The organism is Catenulispora yoronensis, from assembly GCF_039531695.1.
Lineage (GTDB): Bacteria > Actinomycetota > Actinomycetes > Streptomycetales > Catenulisporaceae > Catenulispora > Catenulispora yoronensis.
Genome location: NZ_BAAAQN010000075.1, coordinates 34629 through 54513, shown reverse-complemented (window position 1 = coordinate 54513; position 19885 = coordinate 34629). Strand labels below are relative to the sequence as shown.

Here is a 19885-nt window from a genome sequence, read left to right as displayed (position 1 = left end):
CGCTGCCTCAAACGCTACATAGCCAACGAAATCCACCGCATCCTCACCCACCAAAACACCACACAACCAACCCCCACACCTTGACATAGGAGCATCGGAAAGACCGGAACCGAAGACCTAACTTTGGCAAAAAGCGGGGCACCCGGTCGCGATGACCACCGGTTTTGCTGGCCGCCGCCGGTAGTGATTTCGGCCCGGGCAGCCAGTTGTGATGGTGATCCGTTCTGCTGGCCGCTGCCGGTTGTGGAGGTGGCGAGGCGGCCGGTCACGATGATGGTGCGGCAATGCTGGCCGTCGCCGGTTGTGATGTCGGCCCGGCGGCCAGTTGTGATGGTGATCCGTTCTGCTGGCCGCCGCCGGTTGTGGAGGTGGCAGGGCGACCGGTCGCGATGACCATCTGTTTTTGCTGGCCGCTGCCGGTTGTGGAGGCGGCCAGTGTGAGGTGATCGGTTGCTGGCCGCCGCCGGTCCCGACCTCAGTCGTCGCGCTCCGTTCGCGTTCGCTCATCCACCAGTGCTCGCAGCTCCGCCGCCGCGCGCCGTGCTGGCTTGCCGCCGGAGGCCTGGATGCCCATCGCGGGTAGTACTTCGCCGTTGTCCAGGTCGAGGAGGACCCAGGGGTCGCCTGGGCGTAGGTTGACCCGGACGATCTCTGCCCATTCCAGGTGGTGGGTCCGCACTGTGTTGACCACTGTCAGGCCTTGGTCGTCGGCGGTGATTCGGGGGCGGGCCAGGAGGTAGAGGCCGGAGGAGATCAGGGGGCCGATTGCGGCGAAGGCTACGCGTTCGGGGGTGGACCAGGCGGTGGGGCCTGTGGCGGGGAGTATCGCGGCGACTACGGCCAGGGTGGCGATCAGGATCGAGCTGACGGTGAATACCGCCAGTCGGGTGCGGGTGGGGCGGAAGGTCGCGGGGAGTGGGGGGATGGCGAGGTCCGGGGGGCGGTCGTGGTTGTTGTCCGTCACCTGCGCGCTGGTCCGTTTCATCCCGGGTTCGTCGAACCCTTGCCTAAACCCGACACGCGAGGATATCGGTGACGAGGATTCCTCTCGCGCCCAGATCCCACAAGTCGTCCATCATGCGTTGGGCCTCGCCTCGGCGGACCATGGAGCGGACCGCCACCCAGCCTCGGTCGTGGAGGGGGGAGACGGTCGGGGATTCGATGCCGGGGGTGATGCGGACGGCTTCGTCGACGTGCTCGGCGCGGATGTCGTAGTCCATCAGGACGTATTCGCGGGCGGTGATCACGCCTCGGAGGCGGCGGACGAACTGTTCGACCGCCGGGTTGTCCTCGGCGCCGGCGCGGCGGATGAGCTGGGCTTCGGAGGTGAGGATCGGGTCGCCGAAGACTTCCAGGCCGGCGTGGCGCAGGGTGGTGCCGGTCTCCACGACGTCGGCGACCACGTCGGCCACGCCCAGGGCGATGGACACCTCGACGGCTCCGTCGAGCTTCACGACCTCGGCGGTGACGCCGGCGGCGGCGAGGTGGTCGCGGACGACGCCCGGGTAGGCCGAGGCGATGCGCAGGCCGGCCAGGCCGGTGACGCCCTGGGCCTTGGTCACCTGCTCCACGGTGGCCGGGAGGGCGGCGAAGCGGAAGGTGGAGCGGGCGAAGCCCAGGTCCATGATCGCCTCGGCGCCGGCGCCGGAGTCGAGCAGGAGGTCGCGGCCGGTGATGCCGACGTCCAGGCGGCCGGAGCCGACGTAGGTGGCGATGTCGCGGGGCCGCAGGAAGAACAGCTCGGCGTTGTTGGCCGGGTCGACGACCATCAGCTCCTTGCCGTCCTTGCGCGGCCGGTAGCCGGCCTCATGCAGCATCGCCGTGGCCGCCTCCGAAAGCGATCCCTTGTTCGGCAGGGCGATGCGCAGCATGACGTGTGACCTCTCAGTTACCTGTGGTTGATGAATCTCCCGGGGCAAGTATCGACCACCGCGGTGGGCGGACGCCGGGTTGTTCACTCGCTGGGATGACGGCGGGCCCCGCCGACGGCAGGGCCCTGGCTCACCTGTTCGTCACAGATGCTTGTACACGTCGTCCAGGGTCAGGCCGCGGGCCAGCATCACGACCTGCACGTGGTACAGCAGCTGGGAGATCTCCTCGGCCGTGCGGTCGCCGTCCTCGTACTCGGCGGCCATCCAGACCTCGGCGGCCTCCTCGACGATCTTCTTGCCGATGGCGTGGACGCCCAGGCCCAGCAGCTCGACGGTGCGCGAGCCCTCCTCGCCGCGCTCGGCCTTGGCGGCCAGCTCGCCGAACAGGGTCTCGAACGTCTTCGCGGTGATCGGGACGGCGGTTCCCACGCGGACCTCCACGGGCTCGTCGGCGGTGGGCGAGGCGTTCACCGCGCCGCACCGATCTGCTTCAGCACCAGCGCGGTGGCCACCGCCGCCTCGACGGCCTCGCGGCCCTTGTCCTCGCGCGAGCCCGGCAGGCCCGCGCGGTCCAGCGCCTGCTCCTCGGTGTCGCAGGTCAGCAGGCCGAAGCCGACCGGGACGCCGGTGTCGATGGCCACCCGGTTCAGGCCGTCGGTGGCCGCCGCGCAGACGTACTCGAAGTGCGGCGTGCCGCCGCGGATCACCACGCCGAGGGCGACCACGGCGTCGTAGCCGGCGGCCAGGGCCTTGGCCGCCACCGGCAGCTCGAAGGAGCCCGGGACGCGGAACAGGTCGTGCGCCGCGCCGATCTCGGCCAGCGCCTTCTCGGCGCCGGACACCAGCCCGTCCATGACCTGGGTGTGCCATTGCGCGGCCACCACCGCGACCTTCAGGTCCGCGCCGCCCTCGATGGTGATGGCCGGCGCTCCCGCTCCGCTCACGTTCTACTCACTCCTTGTGCGTCAGTGGCCGCCGCGCGTAGGGGCGCGGCGCGCCTGGCAAGTCTTCCAGACCCGGCCCCTCGGGCGGGGCCGGGTCTCAACGCCGGGCCGGTCGCGGCCCGGCCTTCAGCCGACCGCGGCGGCCAGGTGCTCGGCCGCCTGCTCGTCCAGGCCCGGCAGCTCGTGGCCCATCCGGTCGCGCTTGGTCCGCAGGTAGCGGATGTTGTCGGCGGTGACGTTCACCGGCAGCGGCACCCGGCCGGACACCCGCAGGCCGAAGCCCTCCAGCGCGCTGCGCTTGGCCGGGTTGTTGGTCAGCAGCCGCATCGAGCGCACGCCGAGGTCGGCCAGGATCTGCGCGCCGGTGCCGTAGTCCCGGGCGTCGGCGGGCAGGCCCAGCTCCAGGTTGGCGTCGACGGTGTCGTGGCCGAGCTCCTGCAGCTCGTAGGCGCGCAGCTTGTGCATCAGGCCGATGCCGCGGCCCTCGTGCCCGCGCATGTAGAGGACGACGCCGCGGCCCTCCCGCTCCACCGCGCGCAGCGCCGCGTGCAGCTGCGGGCCGCAGTCGCAGCGCTGGGAGCCGAAGATGTCGCCGGTCAGGCACTCGGAGTGGACCCGCACCAGCACGTCCTCGCCGTCGCCGAGGTCGCCGCGGACCAGCGCGACGTGCTCGGCGCCGTCCACGTCGGAGACGTAGCCGACGGCGTTGAAGTCGCCGAAGGCGGTGGGCAGCCGGGTTTCGGCGACCTTGCTGACGCTTTTCTCGGTGCGGCGCCGGTAGGCGATCAGGTCGGCGATCGAGATCAGCGCCAGGCCGTGCTCCTTGGCGAACCGCGCCAGCTGCGGCAGGCGGGACATCGAGCCGTCCTCCTCGACGACCTCGCAGATCCCGGCCGCCAGCGGCAGCCCGGCCAGCCGGCACAGGTCGATCGAGGCCTCGGTGTGCCCGGGCCGCACCAGCACGCCGCCGGGGTTGGCGCGCAGCGGGAAGACGTGGCCGGGCCGGGTCAGGTCCTCGGCGGTGGTGCCCGGATCGGCCAGCAGGCGGATGGTGCGGGCCCGGTCGGCGGCCGAGATGCCGGTGCTGACGCCGTCGCGGGCGTCCACCGACACCGTGTAGGCGGTGCCCTTGCGGTCCTGGTTGATCGCGGTCATCGGCGGCAGGTTCAGCCGGTCGGCCTCGTCGGCCGGCAGCGGCACGCAGATCACCCCGGAGGAGTAGCGGACGGTGAAGCCCACCACCTCGGGCGTGGCCAGCGAGGCGGCGAAGATCAGATCGCCCTCGTTCTCCCGGTCCTCGTCGTCGACCACGACGATCGGCCGGCCGGCCGCGAGCTCGCTCAGCGCCCGCTCGATGCCGTCCAGCACGATCGGCTCGGCCTCGGGTGCGACAACCGACTCCACGGTGCTCATACCGTGACCTCCTTCAGAACGGCGGGCTGCGCCGACGGCGCACCCTCGCGGGGGGCTCGCGCCCGGGCCATCCACTGGCGCAGCCCCGCGACGACTATCAAGAAGTAGAAGACGTAGACCAGGCCGGAGACCGGCAGGCCGTTGGAGAAGGCCAGCGGGACGCCGACGACGTCCACCGCGACCCAGACGAACCAGAACTCGACGTACCCCCGCGCCTGCGCCACGGTGGCGACCAGCGACCCGATGAAGATGTAGGCGTCCGGCCACGGGGACCAGGACGCGTTGTAGTGCTGGAGCACCTGGGCGAAGACGGCGGTGCCGACGCCCAGCGCGGCCACGAGCAGCGCCCGCTCGGCCCAGGAGGCCCAGCGGATGGCGATGTCGTGCTCGTTCCGGCGCACGGCGTTCCACCGCGCCCAGCCGTAGGCGGCCATCCCGATCAGCGCCACCTGCCGCGCGGCCGTGCCGCCGAGGTGCGCCGACACGAACGCGCCGAACAGCAGCACGCAGCCCGCTATCTGCACCGGCCAGGCCCACATCGAGCGCCGGGTGGCCAGCGCCACCGTCAGCAGCCCGAGCAGGTTGCCCAGCAGGTCGGACCACTTGACGGTTTCCCCGAACAAGTGGAACGCGACCGCGTTGGCCCAGTGGAACATCGCGCTCACACCCGCTGCGCGCCGATGCCGGCGCCGGCCGCGGCCTCGACTTCGGCCTGGACCGCGGTCCCGGCCTCGACTTCGGCCTCAGTGCCCTGCGGCTGCCCGGCGCTCTTGCCGTCCAGGCCCAGCAGGCGCTCGGTGTACTTGGCGATGACGTCCACCTCGAGGTTCACCGGCGCGCCGGGCTGCTTGCGGCCCAGCGTGGTGAGCTCCAGCGTGGTGGGGATCAGGCTGACGGTGAAGCTGTCGGCGTCGGCCTCGACCACGGTCAGCGAGATGCCGTCGACGGTGATCGAGCCCTTGTCCACGACGTAGCGGGCCAGGTCGGAGGGCAGGGAGACGCGCACCACCTCCCAGTGCTCGGCCGGGGTGCGCTCCAGGACCGTGCCGACGCCGTCGACGTGGCCCTGCACCAGGTGCCCGCCCAGGCGCGCGCCGAGCTGCATCGGCCGCTCCAGGTTGACCGGGTCGCCGGGCCGCAGGCCGCCGAGGTTGGACCGGATCAGGGTCTCGGCCATCACGTCGGCGGTGAACTCGCCGGCCGCCGCGGCCTGCCTGCCGTCCTCGATCACCGTGAGACAGACGCCGTTGACGGCGATGGACGATCCGTGCTCGGCGTCCGACGTGACCAGCGGGCCCGCCACGCGCAGCCGCGCGGAGTCGCCCTCGGTCTCCAGGGCCACGACCCGGCCGAGTTCTTCGACGATGCCAGTGAACACCGTGTACTCCCCTATATCCGCCTCTTCCGCGCGCCCGGTCGGCTCGCGGCCTGAACCCGGGCTCCGGGAAGGGGGGTGCGTCATGAGGGAGGCGGCGCGCCACGGCATGATCCCCGCCGACCCGGCGGGTGCCGTCGCGAACGCCGCGACGGGACGGCTCCGGCCTCACAGCCCTGGCCTGGTGGGCCCTGGGCACAGCGAGGCGGCACGCCCGTCGCGTGCAGCCTCCCATCCGGACTTTAACCGTCGGTCCCGGAATTCCACCGGATCGGCCGTTCGTTCGCCGAGGCGAACGAACGGTTCGCGGACTGTCACCGCCGGTTCGGAATTTCACCGACCCCGGAGCACGCGTTCGTCGTTCGAAACCAGTGTGCCACGCGTTTCATTCCCGCCCCGGGCGGGCGTGGCGCGCATCACCTTGACTCCGGGCCGGAATGTAACACGTTCTAGTTTTAGGCGGAAGGGCGCAGGCCCCGGCCGGGGCGCCTCAGGCCTGCTTGGCCCCGGCGATCTCGGCCTGCTCGCGCAGCTTGCGGATCGCGGCGTCCGGGTCCTCGGCGCCGTACACGGCCGACCCGGCCACGAACACGTCGGCGCCGGCCGCGGCGCAGCGCTCGATGGTCTCCGCCGACACGCCGCCGTCGATCTGGAGCCAGACCTCGCCGCCGTGCCGGTCGATCAGCTGCCGGGTCCGCCGGATCTTGGGCAGCACCACGTCCAGGAACTTCTGGCCGCCGAATCCGGGCTCGACGGTCATCACCAGGATCATGTCCAGCTCCGGGAGCAGGTCCTCGTAGGGCTCGATCGGCGTGGCCGGCTTCAGCGCCATCCCGGCGCGCGCCCCCGCCGACCGGATCGCGCGCGCCAGCCGGATCGGCGCCCGCGCGGCCTCCACGTGGAAGGTGACGCTGCCGGCGCCGGCCTCGGCGTAGCCGGGCGCCCACCGGTCCGGGTCCTCGATCATCAGGTGGCAGTCCAGCGGCCGCGGCGAGGTCTTGACCAGCGCCTCCACCACCGGCAGGCCGAGCGTCAGGTTGGGCACGAAGTGGTTGTCCATCACGTCGACGTGGATCCAGTCGGCCGACGGGACCGCGGCGACCTCCTGGGCCAGCCGCGAGAAGTCGGCGGACAGGATGGACGGGGAGATCTGGACGGAGCTCATGCCGACGATTCTGACAGACCGGGCTTCCCCGTCCCCGGCGGCCCATCGACGCGGGCCGTACCCGCCAGTACGCTTCGGTGCTGACGACGAGGTCTGAGAAAGCGCAGGTGGGATGGCATGAACGCCGACGACGCCGGCAGCGGCGCGGTCCGCACGATCGACCAGCGGTCCCACCGCAAAGGACCGGACTCACCGCCGCTCCCGGAGGAGACCATCGGGGCCAACCTGGCCCGGGTGGCCGCGGCGCACCCGGACCGGGACGCGCTCGTGGAGTGCGCGACCGGCCGCCGCTGGACCTACCGCGAGTTCGACGCCGCGGTCTGCGACCTGGCCCGGGCGCTGCTGGCGGCCGAGGTCGCGCCGGGCGACCGGGTCGGCGTCTGGGCGCCGAACTGCGCCGAATGGGTTCTGGTGCAGTACGCGACGGCGCGGGTCGGCGCGATCCTGGTGAACCTCAACCCGGCCTACCGCGAGCACGAGATCGGCTTCACGCTCAAACAGTCGGGCGCCTGCCTGCTGTTCACCGCGACGCAGGTGAAGACCAGCGACTACGTGGCCATGGTGGACGCGGTCCGCCCGGCCTGCCCGGACCTGCGCGACGTGGTCTACTTCGGCACCCCGGGCTGGACGGCGTTCCTGGAGCGCGGCGCCGAGGTCCCGGCCGAGGACCTGGCCGCGCGCGAGGCGGGCCTGAGCCCCGACGACCCGATCGACATCCAGTACACCTCCGGCACCACCGGCTTCCCCAAGGGCGCGACCCTGTCGCACCGCAACGTGCTGGGCAACGGCCACCAGGTCGCCGAGGTCCAGGGCTGGACCCACGAGGACCGGGTCTGCCTGCCGGTTCCGCTCTACCACTGCTTCGGCATGGTGATGGGCAATCTCGGCGCCACCAGCCACGGCGCCTGCGTCGTCCTGCCCGGCGCGCTGTTCGACCCCGCCGACACGCTGAGGGCCGTCGCCGAGGAGCGCTGCACGGTCCTGTACGGCGTCCCGACCATGTTCATCGCCGAACTGGCGCTGCTGGAGCGCTCGGACACCGCCTACGATCTCAGCTCCCTGCGCACCGGAGTGATGGCCGGCTCCCCCTGCCCGGTGGAGGTGATGAAGCGGGTGATCGACAAGATGGGCATGGCCGACGTGACCATCGCCTACGGCATGACCGAGACCAGCCCGGTCAGCACCCAGACCCGCCGGGACGACAGCCTGGAGCGCCGGGTGGCGACGGTGGGCCGGGTCCATCCGCACGTGGAGATCAAGGTCGTCGACCCCGAGTCCGGCGAGACCGTGCCCACCGGCACCCCCGGGGAGCTGTGCACCCGCGGCTACAGCGTCATGCTCGGCTACTGGAACGAGCCCGAACGCACCGCCGAACCGGTGGACGCGGACGGCTGGATGCACACCGGCGACCTCGCCCAGATGGACTCCGACGGCTATGTCTCCATCGTCGGCCGCATCAAGGACATGGTGATCCGGGGCGGCGAGAACGTCTATCCGCGCGAGGTCGAGGAGTTCCTCCACAAGCACCCCGACATCGAGGACGTCCAGGTCATCGGCGTCCCCGACGAGAAGTACGGCGAGGAGCTGATGGCTTGGATCCGGCTGCGCCCCGGCGCCGCCGCGCTGGACCCCGAGGCCGTCCGCGAGTTCTGCCAGGGGCGCCTGGCCCACTACAAGATCCCGCGCTATGTGCACCTGGTGGACGGCTTCCCGATGACGGTCACCGGGAAGGTCCGGAAGGTGGAGATGCGGGAGCAGGCGGTGGAGATCCTCACCGGGCGGCGCTGAACCCCCCGTCGCTGTGCAGCAGCTGGCCGTTGACCCAGCCGCCGGCGGCCGAGAGCAGGAACGCGATCAGGTCGGCGCTGTCGCCGGGCACGCCGTCGCGCCCCAGCGGCGTGCGCTCCCGGATCTCCGCCTGGAACGCGTCGTCCATCCACCCGGTCTGCACCGGGCCCGGGTTCACGACGTTCGCCGTGACTCCCAGGCCGCGCAGCTCCAGGGCGGCCGCGAGCACCACGCGGTCCAGCGCGCCCTTGCTGGCGCCGTACGGCAGGTTCCCGGCGGTGTGGTCGCTGGTCAGGGCGACGATCCGGCCGCTGCCGAACGGATCGGCGAAGTCCTGCGCGAACTGCCGGACCAGCAGCCACGACGCCCGCGCGTTGACCGCGAAGTGCCGGTCCCAGCTCTCCACCGAGGTGTCCAGGATCGCCGAGTCCACCGACTCGGCGTGCGCCATCACCAGCGCCCGCACGCCGCCCAGCCCGGCCCGCACCTCGGCGAACACCTTCCCGGGCGCCTCCACCGACGCCAGGTCCGCCTCCACCGCCACCACCCGGGCCCCGCGCGCCTGCGCCGCCTCGGTGATGGCGGCGCGCGCCTCGTCGTCCCTCCCCCACGTCATCCGGTCGTCGTAGGGCCGCCAGTAGGTGAATCCGACGTCCCAGCCCTGTCCGGCCAGCTTCTCGACGATCGCCGCGCCGATCCCGGCCCGCCGTCCGACCCCGGTCACCACGGCGACCGGCCGTACCCCATATGCCATGACAGAGCATTGTCATGGGTGAAGGGCCCCGGATTCAACGCCGGGCCTCATCCGGCGGTGTTCCGCCACCGCTGCCAGAACGCCGTCAGGTCCTGGCCGCTGACGCTCGCGGCCAGCGCGCGCACGTCGGCGGGCCGCACGACGCCGTACTCGTACTGGCTCACCAGGCCGCGCAGGAGCTGGTCCATGGCGGTGCGGCCGATAGTGCGTTCGAGGTCGTAGAGCATGCAGGTGCCCTCGTGGTAGACCGCGTCGTGGTAGAGCGGGTCCCCGGCCTTCTCGAAGACGTCCATCGAGACGTCCATCCGTTCGTCGGCCGCGACCCAGTCGCAGCCGTGGGCCGGGGAGCCGCCGCCCTCGAACTGCTCGGCGCTGTACTCGGCGAAGGCCTCGTCCAGCCAGGGGTGGCGGTACTGGTCGTCGCCGACCAGGCCGAACCACCACTGGTGCGCGACCTCGTGCGCCACCGCGCCCCGGTAGGCGGAGGCCAGGACGTAGTTCGGATACTCCATGCCGTCGAACGCGGAGCCGAACTCGTCGAACACGATGGTGAACCGCGGGTACGGATACGCACCGAAGCGCTCGCCGTAGGAGTCCAGCGCGCTGGCCGCATAGCGCATCAGCTCGCGGCAGTTGGAGTCGCTCTCCGAGTTCGGCCAGTAGGCATCCACAGTCACTCCGGCCGCGGTGACCACTGTGTCGTGGTGGTAGGCGCCCGCCGACCAGGAGAAGTCCCGCACCTTGTTCGCGACTATGTGAGTGCTCACTCGATCGCCTGTAGGCGTCTCCCCCGCGACCGTCCCGCTCGACGGCACCTGCAACGCGGCGGGGTGGTCCAGGGTCACGTCATAGTCCGCGGTCAGCGAGTAGTAGCTCTCCCCGAAGTCCACGTAGGGCGGCAGTTCCCAGCCGTTCTCATCCTTCACTGCCAGAACCGCTAAAGCGTTGCCCAGGTATGTGTCGACGCCGTTCACGCCGAACCGGTCGCGCCGTACCGGTACGTCGATTGCAAGGGTGAAGCTCACCTCGCCCTGCGCGCCGGACGCCAGCGGCGTATCGAGCTCTATGCGATACGCCGTGCAGTTCTGCGTGGTCTCCGCTATACGGCCGCCGACCAGATCGGTCATACGCTCCGGCGGCACTCCCCCGCATCCAGCGTCGCCGTTGCCCCACAGCCGGATCCAGAACTCAGTGATCGCGGCCTTGCCCGGATTCGTAAAAGCGATCTTCTCAGTGCCGCTCCATGAGTGCCCTGTGTCGTCACTTTTCAGGACGACCGTATAGACCGCGGAACCAGGCGCGGTCGGCTCGCCCAAGGCGACGCCCTCGGCGCGCGAAGGCGCAGCCGCCGCCGGCGGGACGGCTGTCCCGTCGGCGGCTCGGCCGGTCATCGCCGCCTCGGCGACCGCGGCTCGCGCCCCTAACGCAGCACTCCGCGAAGGAGAGCCCTGCGGCATCGCCAACCATGCCGCCGCCACGACCGCCATAGTCGCCGCGCCACATGGAACCCACCAGCTCGCACGTCTGAAAGCCGACACACGCCCACCCACCCCTCCGCCAGTAGCACCCCTGCTACTCCCCCAGACAGCGTCGGAGGCCGGAAAAGTTACGTGGCTCGGGACAGTGCTTCGATCTTGTGACAGAACCGAGACAGCGACCGGTGGCGATCGACCTCAGGAACGGCGCAGAAGCGCCAGATACATAGCGTCGGTCCCATGCAGATGCGGCCAAAGCTGGACGTCGGGTCCGCCGCCGAGCTCCGGCAGTCCGGGCAGCAGCGGCCGGGCGTCGATCCGCTCCACGTCCCGCCGCGCCTTCACCACCTGGCGGACCACGTCTCGTGTCTCCTCCAGGTGCGGGGAGCAGGTCACATACGCGACCAGCCCGCCGGGCCGCACCGAGTCCAGCGCCGACGACAGCAGCCGCCGCTGCACCCGCGTCAGCCGCTCCAGGTCCTCCGGCCCGCGCCGCCACCGCGACTCCGGACGCCGCCGCAGCGCGCCCAGGCCGGTGCACGGCGCGTCGAGCATCACCCGGTCGAAGGACGCGTTCTTCCACGGCGCGCGGATGGCGTCGGCCGCGATCACCTGGAGCGTGCCCGAACCGGGCTGGAACCGGGTGACCGCCGCGTCGTCGGAGCCGGTACCGAGCGCGTCGCCGATGACGAGTTCGTCGGCCGAGTCCGCCAGAGCGGCCACGTCCAGGGCCGCCGCCTCCGCCTGCTCACCGGGAGCAGCGGCGACGCCGCCGACCGAACCGGCAACACCGGCTGAACCGGCTGATCCGGCAGCACCGACAGCACCTGCCTCCCCGACCGCGGCCAACCGGTCGCCGTACCCGCGCAGCGACCTGCGCACCAGCTCGGCCCGGTGCGGCGCGATCTCGTTCGCCAGCAGCGACGCGCCGCGCTCCAGCGCCAGCCCGGCCAGCAGAGCGGCCTTCCCGCCGGGCCCGGCGCACATGTCCAGCCACCGCTCGTCGGGGCCCTCCAGCGGCGCGGCGGCCAGCGCGGCCGCCACCAGCTGGCTGCCCTCGTCCTGCACCCCCACGCGCCCCTCGCGGACCGGCGCGAGCGCCGCGGGATCGCCGCCGGCCAGGTACGCGGCATACGGCGAGTACCGCCCGGCCAGCGCCCCGAGCCCGGTGAGTTCGCCGACCGCGGCCAGGCCGGGCCGGGTCACCAGGGTCACGCCGGGCCGCGCGTTGTCGGCGGCCAGCAGCTCGCCGATGTCCTGGTGCGCGCGCTGCGCGCCACGGTGCGCCTGGAGCGAGTCCCACAGCGCCGAGACGATCCACCTCGGGTGCGAGCGCGACACCGCGAGGTAGCCCTCCGGGTCGTCCTGCGGGTCCGGGGCGATCCGGTCGATCCACTGCTCCAGGTCCCGCTGGCCGACGCGGCGCAGGATGGCGTTGGCGAACCGGGAGGCGCCCTCGTTGGAGACCGAGCGCACCAGCTCCACCGTCGTGGAGACGGCGGCGTGCGGCGGCACGTCCATGGCCAGCAGCTGGTGCGTGCCCAGCCGCAGCGCGTCCAGCACCTCGGGGTCGACGGCGTCCAGGGAGCGGTCCACGCAGGCGGCGACGACCGCGTCGTAGGTGCCCAGGCCGCGCAGCGTGCCGTAGACCAGCTCGGTGGTGAAGGCGGCGTCGCGGCCGGTCAGGCCGCGGTCGCGCAGGATGCGCGGCAGCAGCAGGTTCGCGTAGGCGTCCCGGGTGCGCACCGCCTCCAGCGCTTCGAACGCGGCGGCGCGCGCCGGATCGGCGTGGGAGATGGACATCGTGCGCGGTGCCATGGGGTCGCTCTCTGTTCCGTTGTGATGTTCGGTTGTCGGCCGGGGCGCGGCCGGGGCGTCGGGCGGGGCGTCGGGCGGGGCGTCGGGCGGGGCGTCGGGCAGGCTCAGACGAAGGTCTCGTCGCCGGTCAGGCGCAGCCCACGGGCCCAGTCGGCGGCCGCCATCCGCCGCTTGCCCTGCGGCTGGACGTCGCCGAGCCGCACGGTGTGGCCGCTGCCGGTGCCCACGGTCAATCCTCGCGAGTCCTGGACGATCCGGCCCGGCGGGACGTCGCAGGTCCCGGGCAGCGCGGTGACCGGGAAGATCTTGACCCGCAGGTCCTCCTCGCCGTCCCGGCCCGGCAGCACGGTCCAGGCGCCGGGCGCCGGGGTGCAGGCCCGGACCAGCCGGTCGACGCGCAGCGCGGGGGCCGTCCAGTCGACGCGGGCGTCGGTGGCCGTCAGCTTGGGCGCCAGGCTGACGCCGTCGGCGGGCTGCGGGACCGGGCGGGCGGTGCCGTCCTCGATGGCGTCCAGGGTGGCGGCCAGCAGCCGGGCGCCGGACTCGGCCAGCCGGGCCAGCAGGTCGCCGCTGGTGTCGGTGCGCCGGATCTCGTCGGTGACGGTGCCGAAGACCGGGCCGGTGTCCAGGCCCTCCTCCAGCAGGAAGGTGGAGGCGCCGGTGATCTCGTCGCCGTGCAGGACCGACTGCTGCACCGGGGCCGCGCCGCGCCAGGCCGGCAGCAGCGAGAAGTGCAGGTTGACCCAGCCGTGCCGGGGCACGTCGAGTGCCGGCTTGGGGATCAGGCCGCCGTAGGCGACGATCGGGCAGCAGTCCGGGGCGATCTCGGTCAGCCGGGCCAGAAACTCGGGGTCCCGGACCTTCTCGGGCCGCAGCACCTCGACCCCGGCCTCCTCGGCCAGCCGGGCGACCGGGGAGGCCTCCAGCCGGCGGCCGCGCCCGGAGCGGGCGTCCGGGCGGGTCAGGACAGCGACCACCTCGTGGCGGGAGTCCAGCAGCGCCCGCAGGGCCGGCAGCGCGGGCTCGGGGGTTCCGGCGAACAGGACGCGCATCGTCAGATCGCCCGTCCGAAGGTGGCGTGCGGGGAGACCTTCACCACAGGTTCGGGCTGGTCCTGCCCGGCCCAGTCGGCCAGCCGGATGGCGCGCATCGCCTTCTTGCGCCACTCGCGGTCCAGGCGGTCGATGAACAGCACGCCGTCCAGGTGGTCGGTCTCGTGCTGGATGCAGCGGGCCAGCAGCTCGCTGCCCTCCACCACGACCGGCTCGCCGTGCATGGTCCAGCCCTTGGCGACCACGCGCAGCGCGCGCTTGCAGGGGAAGGCCAGGTCCGGGATGGACAGGCAGCCCTCGTCGCCGTCCTGCTCCTCGTCGGACAGGTCCAGGCTCGGGTTCACCAGGTGGCCGAGCTCGCCGTCCACGTTCCAGGTGAAGACCCGCAGGCCGACGCCGATCTGCGGGGCGGCCAGCCCGGTGCCGGGCGCGTCCAGCATCGTGTCGGTGAGGTCCTTGACAAGGGTGCGCAGCTCCTTGTCGAAGTCGGCGACCGCGGTCGCCGGGGTGGTCAGGACCGGGTCGCCGAAGATGCGGATCGCCTGGACGGTCAAGGGACGCGCTCCGTTCGTGGGTTAACGGGGATTCGGCTATTAGTGTACGGACGGTCCGGGCGGTGGCGGAGCGTGGCGGAGCCGATCCGGGGCGCGCAACCCGGGGTTCGGGCAGCTCCGGGGGCGGTCCGGGGCCGGAATCCTGGTGGAATTTCCGCTCCCTGGGCGGCGGCGACCGTCGACAGCGCGGGTGCCGGCGGCGGCCTCAGCCGATCCGCACCGGGTCGATCCGGACCCGGACCCAGTCCTCGGCCTTGTTGGCGCTGCGGACCCCCTGCGCCTCCCGCACGGCGGCCGCCAGGTCGCCGCCGAGCCGGCGCGGCACGCGGACCAACGCCCGGTGCAGCAGCTGCGGCTGCTGCTGCGACTGCCCCTTGGCGGCCTCCCGGGCCTGGTCGGCGCGGTCCGGCCGCTCGCCCCGGCCGAGCCGGTCGGGACGTCTGGCGGCGGCCTTCTCGGCCGCCTTCTCAGCGGCCTTCTGCACCGACCGGTCGTCGGCGCGCGGCACCTCGACGGCCACCGGCCCGAGCACCTCGGCCGCTTCCGGCAGCCGCAGCAGGCGCAGCTCCTCGGCGACGGCCGACGGCGTGCCGGTGAGCTCGGCGACCCGGGCCAGCGGCGGGTAATGCAGCTCACCCCGGTCGGTGAGCTCCCGCCGGGCGTGCCACACCGGGTCCCAGCGCACCAGCGCCTGCACCGGCGCGAGCCCGGGCTCGGCCATCACCACCACCTTGCCGCCCTCGCCGCCGGGCCGGACCAGCGCGGCGGCGTTGAGCCAGCGCCGCAGCGCCTCCTCCCCGGCCCGCAGGTCCCGCCGGGCCAGCAGCGACCAGCCGTCCAGCAGCAGCGCGGCGGCGTAGCCGCCGTCGGCCACCGGCTCGGCGCCGGGCGTGGCGACCACCAGCGCGGGCTTGTCGGAGACCTGGGACAGCACCGCGTTCCCGGCCGATGAGACGACTTTCACATTGGCGAAGGCGCGGCCGAGCTCCTCGGCGGTGCGCTGGACGCCGACGGCGAGCATCCGGAAGCGGTCGCCGCCGCAGGGCCGGTCGTTCAGGACCCCGTCGCACCGCCAGCCGCCGGCCGGCCGTCCGCACCACAGGCACGAGGCCATCGCGTGCCCCGAAGTCAGCTCCAGCGGCCCGTGGCAGTGCACGCAGCGGGCATGCTTGCGGCAGCGGACGCACGCCAGAGAAGGCGCGTAGCCGCCGCGCGGGACCTGGATGAGGACCGGGCCGTCGTCGAGCGCGGCGCGCGCGGTGCGCCAGGCGAGGTTCGGCAGACGCGCCGCGGCGGCGGCCGGGTCGCGTTCCTTCTCCAGCTCCTCGCCGGAAGTCCGGATCAGCGGCGACTTCGCGCGCACGGTGGAGCGGAAGGCGATGAGCGGATAGGCCCAGCGGGTCTCGACCAGCTGTGCGCCCTCGGCGGTGCAGGCGTAGCCGCCGATGAGCGCGGCGGCGCCGGTGGCGTGGGCCCGGAGCAGCAGCACTTCGCGGACGTGCGGGTAGGGCGCGCGCGGTTCGGCGTGGAGGTCGTCGCCGTCGTCCCAAACAGCGACCAGGCCGAGGTCGGCGACCGGCGCGAACATCGCCGAGCGGGTTCCGATCACCATGCGCACGTCGCCGCGCAGCACCGCGAGCCAGTTCTGATAACGCTTGGCAGGGCCGAGTTCCTCGGAGAGGACGACGTGCCGGCCGGGCCCGGCGACGCGGGTCAGGGCGGCGTCGAGGCGGGCCAGGTCGCGGTGGTCGGGGACGATGACCAGGGCACCGCGGCCGGGGACGTGGAGCGGCTCGCGAGGATCGGGGGCGGCGGGACGATCGGCGGCCGGTTCGGGGGACGCGGGTAGGGCCGCGGACCCGGGGAGCGCCGGAGCGTCGGTGAAGGCTGACACCACCGTGGCCAGGGCGGCGGCGGTGAGCGGGACGGTGACGCGGGGGCCGCCGGACCCGGCATCCGCGCCGATGCCGGTAGCTGGGCCTGTGCCGGTGGCTGGGCCTGTCCCGGCGGCTGGGCCCGCACCGGTCCCGGTGGCTGCGGTTACGGCTGGAGCTGCGCCTGAGCCGCCAACGGCGTCCGTCGCCGAATCCGGATCGTCGTCATCGGCGTCGTCATCGTCGTCTTCGTCGTCATCGTCGTCGTCCAGCCCGCGAAGGTTCTCGGGGTCGATGTCGTAGTCGCTCGGCAGGTCCGGGTCCGGCAGCGCCGGATCGGTGAGATCCGGGACGAAGTCCGGGAGCGCGGGGTCGGTGAAGTCCGCCACGAGATCCGGGAGCGCCGGGTCGGTCAGGTCCGGAGGCAGGTCGGGGCTGGCCGGATCGTCCACGGCCTCCGCGTCGGGCAGCTCGGGATCCCGGCCGCCCTCGGCCGCGACCGTCGCCGGGTCCGGCTCGGGGAACACGACGGCGTCGGTCGCCACGGCGTGCATGGCGGTGGCGAGGGCCGTGGCCCAGTCGGTGGCGGGCAGGCAGGTCCAGACCGCGCGCGGCAGCTTCGGCGCGGTCTTGCGTTGCAGGGCCTTTATGAACTCGCGGCCACCGCCGTAGGCGCCCCACGGCGCGCCGTCGACAGCCTTCTCGGGACCCGGGTCCGGGGCCTTCGCAGGAGTCTTCTCAGCGGCCGCGTGGCGCGGCGGGACGGCCAGGCGCAGCACGTCGGCCAGGGTGCCGGCATAGCGGTCGGCGACCGTGCGGGCGAGGTCGAGCACCTCCGGGGTCAGCACCGGCAGCGGCGAGACGATCTTCTGGAGCCACTCGAACCGGCCCGCGAAGGTGGACTCGGGCTTGCGGCCGATCACGAAGCCGTCGACGAGCTGGCCCGCGAAGCGGACGCGGACCCGGACCCCGGGCTGCGCTTCGGCGTCCAGCTCCGCCGGTACCAGGTAGTCGAAGACCCGGTCCAGGTGGCTGAGCTCCAAAGAGAGCACGACCTGGGCATAGGGCAGCTCCGCCGCCGGTTCGCGGGACGCCTTGGGCCGGGCCTCGCGGGCCGAGGCGCGGGCCGAGCGGCGCGCGGCCTGGCGGGCGGCGGCTGCCGGACCCGCTGCCCCTGCCGGATCTGCTGCCCCTGCCGAACCGGACGGATCGGCGGGATCGGCCTCGGGCGGCTCGGGGGCGTCCAGCAACGGAACCTCGGTCGGCTTGTCGCCCGGCCTTCCCTCCGTGTTCGTCTGCTCCCGCGCCTCCACAGTGTCAATTTCTACCCGATAGCGGTGACACCGGTTGCGTGGGCGGCGAGGTTCGTCGTGGCTAGGCTGCCGCGCATGCCTGAAGATCGCACCATCGTGCCCGGATTCGCCCTCCATGTCGCCGACGCCGTCCTGGAGCCGGGCGAGCTCGACCCGGCGCAAATCGTCGCCGGTGAGCCGCGGGTCTCCGAGGTGGTCCTGTCCGAGTCGGAGGACGGAAGGGTGGCGCGCGGGATCTGGGAGATGACGCCCGGCGTGGTCACGGACACCGAGGCCGACGAGGTGTTCGTGGTGGTGTCGGGCCGGGCGACCGTCGAGTTCGCGGACGGGACGGTGTTGGAGGTGGGTCCGGGCGACGTCGCGGTGCTGAGCGAGGGCGCGCAGACCCGGTGGACCGTCCACGAGACGCTGCGGAAGGTTTATCAGGCGACTGTGTGACCCGGCCTCCGGACCTTTCACCCGTTCGGGCGCTGGCGCCCGGTCGGCGCGCCACCCTACCCTGAAGAAGGACATTTTGTCCTATTAGTAAGTATTTGGGGAGTCTCGTACGAAGGCGTAAGCAGTCTGTGAGCAGTCTGGGGGTTCCGTCATGGTCGACGCCTTGCTCCTGTTCGGACACGTGATCGGGGTCGTGGTCCTGGTCGCCGGGATCGGGCTGGAGGTCTACTCGGTCGCCGCCGCCAGCCGCGCGACCACCGTCGCCGAACTGCGCCTGGCGGTCCGCCCGGCGCGGGTGCTGCCCGTGATGATGCCGCTGGCGACGCTGCTGATGACCGGCTGCGGGCTGGCGCTGGTGGCCCACGATCCGCGGTTCCGCTTCGGCGACGCGTGGGTGGTGGCGTCCATCGGCATCGTGGTGGCGATCTCGGTGGTCGGCGGCGGCTTCAGCGGCCGCCCCGCCACCCGGCTGCTCGACGCGGCCGACGCGGCGCCCGCCGGGCCGCTGCCGCCGCACCTCGCGGCGCTGGTGCACGACCCGATCCTGCTCGCCAGCGCCCGGATCACCGCCATCGCCGCCGTCTGGGCGATCTGGCTGATGTCCGTCCGCCCGCACGCCGCCGGCACCATGCTCTCGCTGGGCGCGGCCGCGCTGCTCAGCCTGATCGCGGTGGCCGGGGCGCTGGGCCGGTCGGTGCCGATCGCGGGCAGCGACCTGGAGGAGGCCGCGCCGAGGGTGCCCAGCCAGTCGTGAAGAAGGGCGTGAGGGCAGCGAACAAAAAGTGCTGCCCGGGCGATCACGCCCGGGCAGCACCCGACTTCGCTCGGCCGATCCGCGACCTACCGCCCGACCCGCATCCCGGTCTCCCCGTCGAACAGGTGGATCTCGCGCGGGTCCGGCATCACGCCGACATGCGCTCCCGGCGGCGGCGCCGCGTCCATCTCGCAGCGCACGATCAAGGTCCGTCGGCCGCGGCCGACGCCCATTTCGCAGTGCGCGTAGGCGGTGTGGCCGAGGAGTTCCACGACGCCGACGGTGGCGTAGATGCCGGTGCCGGGAGCGGTGATCGTCGCGTGCTCGGGACGGAAGCCGACCAGCACCGAGGACGAGGTCAGCGGCTTGGCCACCTCGACCGGGATCTCGAAGACGTCGGCCTCGCCGATCAGGGCCCAGCCGTGCTTGTAGGTGCCGGGCACCAGGTTCATCGCCGGGGAGCCGACGAAGCCCGCGACGAATTCGTTCGCCGGCCGGTCATACAACTGCCGAGGTGAATCCACCTGCTGGAGCATTCCGCGGTTCATGATGGCGATGCGGTCCCCCATCGCCATCGCCTCGACCTGGTCGTGCGTCACGTACAAGGTCGTGGTCCCGGTCTTGCGCTGCATCTCGGCGATGCGGGCGCGCGCCGAGGCGCGCAGCTTGGCGTCCAGCGCGCCCAGCGGCTCGTCCATCAGGAACACCCGCGGTTCGCGGACCATCGCCCGTCCGATGGCCACGCGCTGCTGCTCACCGCCGGACAGGGTGCGCGGGAGCCGGTCCAGGCGATCGCTCAGGCCCAGTTCGGCCGCGACCCGCCGGACCCGGCGGGAGACCGCGGACGGCGGCGCTCCGGCGAGCTCCATGCGGAAGCCCAGGTTCCGCGCCACCGTCATGTGCGGGAACAGCGCGTAGTTCTGGAAGACCATCGCCAGATCGCGCTCGCCCGGGGGCAGCCCGTCGATGTCCTCGCCGTCGACCAGGATCTCCCCGCCCTGTAGCGGTTCGAGCCCGGCCAGCATCCGCAAGGCCGTGGTCTTGCCGCAGCCGGACGGTCCCAGGAGAACCAGGAACTCGCCGTCCGCGACCGACAACGTCAGGTTGTCAACCGCCTTGCGTTTGTTGTCCGGGTAGGAACAACTCGCCTTGATGTATTCGACCGTCGCCACGCCGCCCCACCGCACTTCAGCCCAGGTCGACGGCCTCGATCCGCCCCGCGCCGCCGGTGTGGACCGCGACGTTACGCCGAGTGAGCGGGCACCGCAATACCCTTCTGGATCCGCACCCGGCGGCC

The 19885-nt window shown here is 72.6% G+C and carries 18 protein-coding genes and 1 riboswitch; of the genes, 3 read left to right on the top strand and 15 right to left on the bottom strand.

The annotated features are described in order from the left end of the window. Positions 1–475 precede the first annotated feature (475 nt). The 8 genes from ABD481_RS40410 to rpe form a co-directional block, all read right to left on the bottom strand. Positions 476–985, bottom strand: coding sequence for a PH domain-containing protein (locus ABD481_RS40410; protein ID WP_344671188.1), 510 nt, complete (start codon positions 983–985; stop codon positions 476–478). 22 nt (positions 986–1007) lie between these two features. Continuing rightward, positions 1008–1871 (bottom strand): ATP phosphoribosyltransferase, encoded by an 864-nt coding sequence (gene hisG / locus ABD481_RS40405; protein WP_344671187.1) that lies wholly within the window; start codon positions 1869–1871, stop codon positions 1008–1010. Positions 1872–2012: 141 nt separating this feature from the next. Next, on the bottom strand, positions 2013–2282 hold the full coding sequence (locus tag ABD481_RS40400; RefSeq protein ID WP_344671190.1) for a phosphoribosyl-ATP diphosphatase: 270 nt from the start codon (positions 2280–2282) through the stop codon (positions 2013–2015). Positions 2283–2338: 56 nt separating this feature from the next. Beyond that, positions 2339–2815: a 6,7-dimethyl-8-ribityllumazine synthase gene (gene ribH / locus ABD481_RS40395; RefSeq protein WP_344671186.1), complete on the bottom strand. Its 477-nt coding sequence runs from the start codon at positions 2813–2815 to the stop codon at positions 2339–2341. A 126-nt stretch (positions 2816–2941) separates the two neighbouring features. Further along, positions 2942–4228, bottom strand: coding sequence for a bifunctional 3,4-dihydroxy-2-butanone-4-phosphate synthase/GTP cyclohydrolase II (locus tag ABD481_RS40390; RefSeq protein WP_344671185.1), 1287 nt, complete (start codon positions 4226–4228; stop codon positions 2942–2944). Beyond that, positions 4225–4884 (bottom strand): nicotinamide riboside transporter PnuC, encoded by a 660-nt coding sequence (pnuC, locus tag ABD481_RS40385; RefSeq protein ID WP_344671189.1) that lies wholly within the window; start codon positions 4882–4884, stop codon positions 4225–4227. The genes ABD481_RS40390 and pnuC overlap by 4 nt, the downstream gene beginning before the upstream one ends. A 5-nt stretch (positions 4885–4889) precedes the next feature. Then, positions 4890–5606, bottom strand: coding sequence for a riboflavin synthase (locus tag ABD481_RS40380; RefSeq protein WP_344671184.1), 717 nt, complete (start codon positions 5604–5606; stop codon positions 4890–4892). Between the two features lie 214 nt (positions 5607–5820). Then, positions 5821–5958: riboswitch (FMN riboswitch) on the bottom strand. Positions 5959–6093: 135 nt separating this feature from the next. Then, positions 6094–6768: a ribulose-phosphate 3-epimerase gene (rpe, locus tag ABD481_RS40375; protein ID WP_344671183.1), complete on the bottom strand. Its 675-nt coding sequence runs from the start codon at positions 6766–6768 to the stop codon at positions 6094–6096. Between the two features lie 117 nt (positions 6769–6885). On the opposite strand from rpe, the gene ABD481_RS40370 reads away from it, so the two are divergent. Continuing rightward, complete coding sequence (locus ABD481_RS40370) at positions 6886–8556, top strand: AMP-binding protein (protein WP_344671182.1); 1671 nt, start codon at positions 6886–6888, stop codon at positions 8554–8556. On the opposite strand, the gene ABD481_RS40365 is transcribed toward ABD481_RS40370, so the two are convergent. The 6 genes from ABD481_RS40365 to ABD481_RS40340 form a co-directional block, all read right to left on the bottom strand. Next, complete coding sequence (locus tag ABD481_RS40365; RefSeq protein WP_344671181.1) at positions 8540–9310, bottom strand: SDR family oxidoreductase; 771 nt, start codon at positions 9308–9310, stop codon at positions 8540–8542. The genes ABD481_RS40370 and ABD481_RS40365 overlap by 17 nt on opposite strands. A gap of 47 nt (positions 9311–9357) precedes the next feature. Beyond that, positions 9358–10701, bottom strand: a complete 1344-nt coding sequence (locus ABD481_RS40360) for a M1 family metallopeptidase (RefSeq protein ID WP_344671180.1) — start codon at positions 10699–10701, stop codon at positions 9358–9360. Positions 10702–10983: 282 nt separating this feature from the next. Then, complete coding sequence (locus ABD481_RS40355; protein WP_344671179.1) at positions 10984–12603, bottom strand: RsmB/NOP family class I SAM-dependent RNA methyltransferase; 1620 nt, start codon at positions 12601–12603, stop codon at positions 10984–10986. 104 nt (positions 12604–12707) lie between these two features. Next, complete coding sequence (gene fmt, locus ABD481_RS40350; protein WP_344671178.1) at positions 12708–13655, bottom strand: methionyl-tRNA formyltransferase; 948 nt, start codon at positions 13653–13655, stop codon at positions 12708–12710. 2 nt (positions 13656–13657) lie between these two features. Continuing rightward, positions 13658–14209, bottom strand: coding sequence for a peptide deformylase (def, locus tag ABD481_RS40345; RefSeq protein ID WP_344671177.1), 552 nt, complete (start codon positions 14207–14209; stop codon positions 13658–13660). A 205-nt stretch (positions 14210–14414) separates the two neighbouring features. After that, positions 14415–17396, bottom strand: a complete 2982-nt coding sequence (locus tag ABD481_RS40340) for a primosomal protein N' family DNA-binding protein (protein ID WP_344671176.1) — start codon at positions 17394–17396, stop codon at positions 14415–14417. A 75-nt stretch (positions 17397–17471) separates the two neighbouring features. Here ABD481_RS40340 and ABD481_RS40335 point away from each other — a divergent pair, with 75 nt between their 5' ends. Continuing rightward, positions 17472–17834 (top strand): cupin domain-containing protein, encoded by a 363-nt coding sequence (locus ABD481_RS40335; protein WP_344671175.1) that lies wholly within the window; start codon positions 17472–17474, stop codon positions 17832–17834. 151 nt (positions 17835–17985) lie between these two features. Beyond that, positions 17986–18588 (top strand): hypothetical protein, encoded by a 603-nt coding sequence (locus tag ABD481_RS40330; RefSeq protein WP_344671174.1) that lies wholly within the window; start codon positions 17986–17988, stop codon positions 18586–18588. 86 nt (positions 18589–18674) lie between these two features. Here ABD481_RS40330 and ABD481_RS40325 read toward each other — a convergent pair whose 3' ends face one another. Beyond that, entirely contained in the window at positions 18675–19760 is a 1086-nt protein-coding gene (locus tag ABD481_RS40325; protein WP_344671173.1) for an ABC transporter ATP-binding protein, read from the bottom strand. Positions 19761–19885 lie beyond the last annotated feature (125 nt).

Bases quoted from the DNA above. Each gene is read 5' to 3' on its own strand.
- ABD481_RS40410 (WP_344671188.1), bottom strand. From the start codon at position 985: ATGAAACGGACCAGCGCGCAGGTGACGGACAACAACCACGACCGCCCC.
- hisG (WP_344671187.1), bottom strand. From the start codon at position 1,871: ATGCTGCGCATCGCCCTGCCGAACAAGGGATCGCTTTCGGAGGCGGCC.
- ABD481_RS40360 (WP_344671180.1), bottom strand. From the start codon at position 10,701: ATGACCGGCCGAGCCGCCGACGGGACAGCCGTCCCGCCGGCGGCGGCT.
- rpe (WP_344671183.1), bottom strand. From the start codon at position 6,768: ATGAGCTCCGTCCAGATCTCCCCGTCCATCCTGTCCGCCGACTTCTCG.
- ABD481_RS40330 (WP_344671174.1), top strand. From the start codon at position 17,986: ATGGTCGACGCCTTGCTCCTGTTCGGACACGTGATCGGGGTCGTGGTC.
- ABD481_RS40370 (WP_344671182.1), top strand. From the start codon at position 6,886: ATGAACGCCGACGACGCCGGCAGCGGCGCGGTCCGCACGATCGACCAG.
- ABD481_RS40390 (WP_344671185.1), bottom strand. From the start codon at position 4,228: ATGAGCACCGTGGAGTCGGTTGTCGCACCCGAGGCCGAGCCGATCGTG.
- ABD481_RS40365 (WP_344671181.1), bottom strand. From the start codon at position 9,310: ATGGCATATGGGGTACGGCCGGTCGCCGTGGTGACCGGGGTCGGACGG.
- ABD481_RS40355 (WP_344671179.1), bottom strand. From the start codon at position 12,603: ATGGCACCGCGCACGATGTCCATCTCCCACGCCGATCCGGCGCGCGCC.
- pnuC (WP_344671189.1), bottom strand. From the start codon at position 4,884: ATGTTCCACTGGGCCAACGCGGTCGCGTTCCACTTGTTCGGGGAAACC.
- ABD481_RS40335 (WP_344671175.1), top strand. From the start codon at position 17,472: ATGCCTGAAGATCGCACCATCGTGCCCGGATTCGCCCTCCATGTCGCC.
- fmt (WP_344671178.1), bottom strand. From the start codon at position 13,655: ATGCGCGTCCTGTTCGCCGGAACCCCCGAGCCCGCGCTGCCGGCCCTG.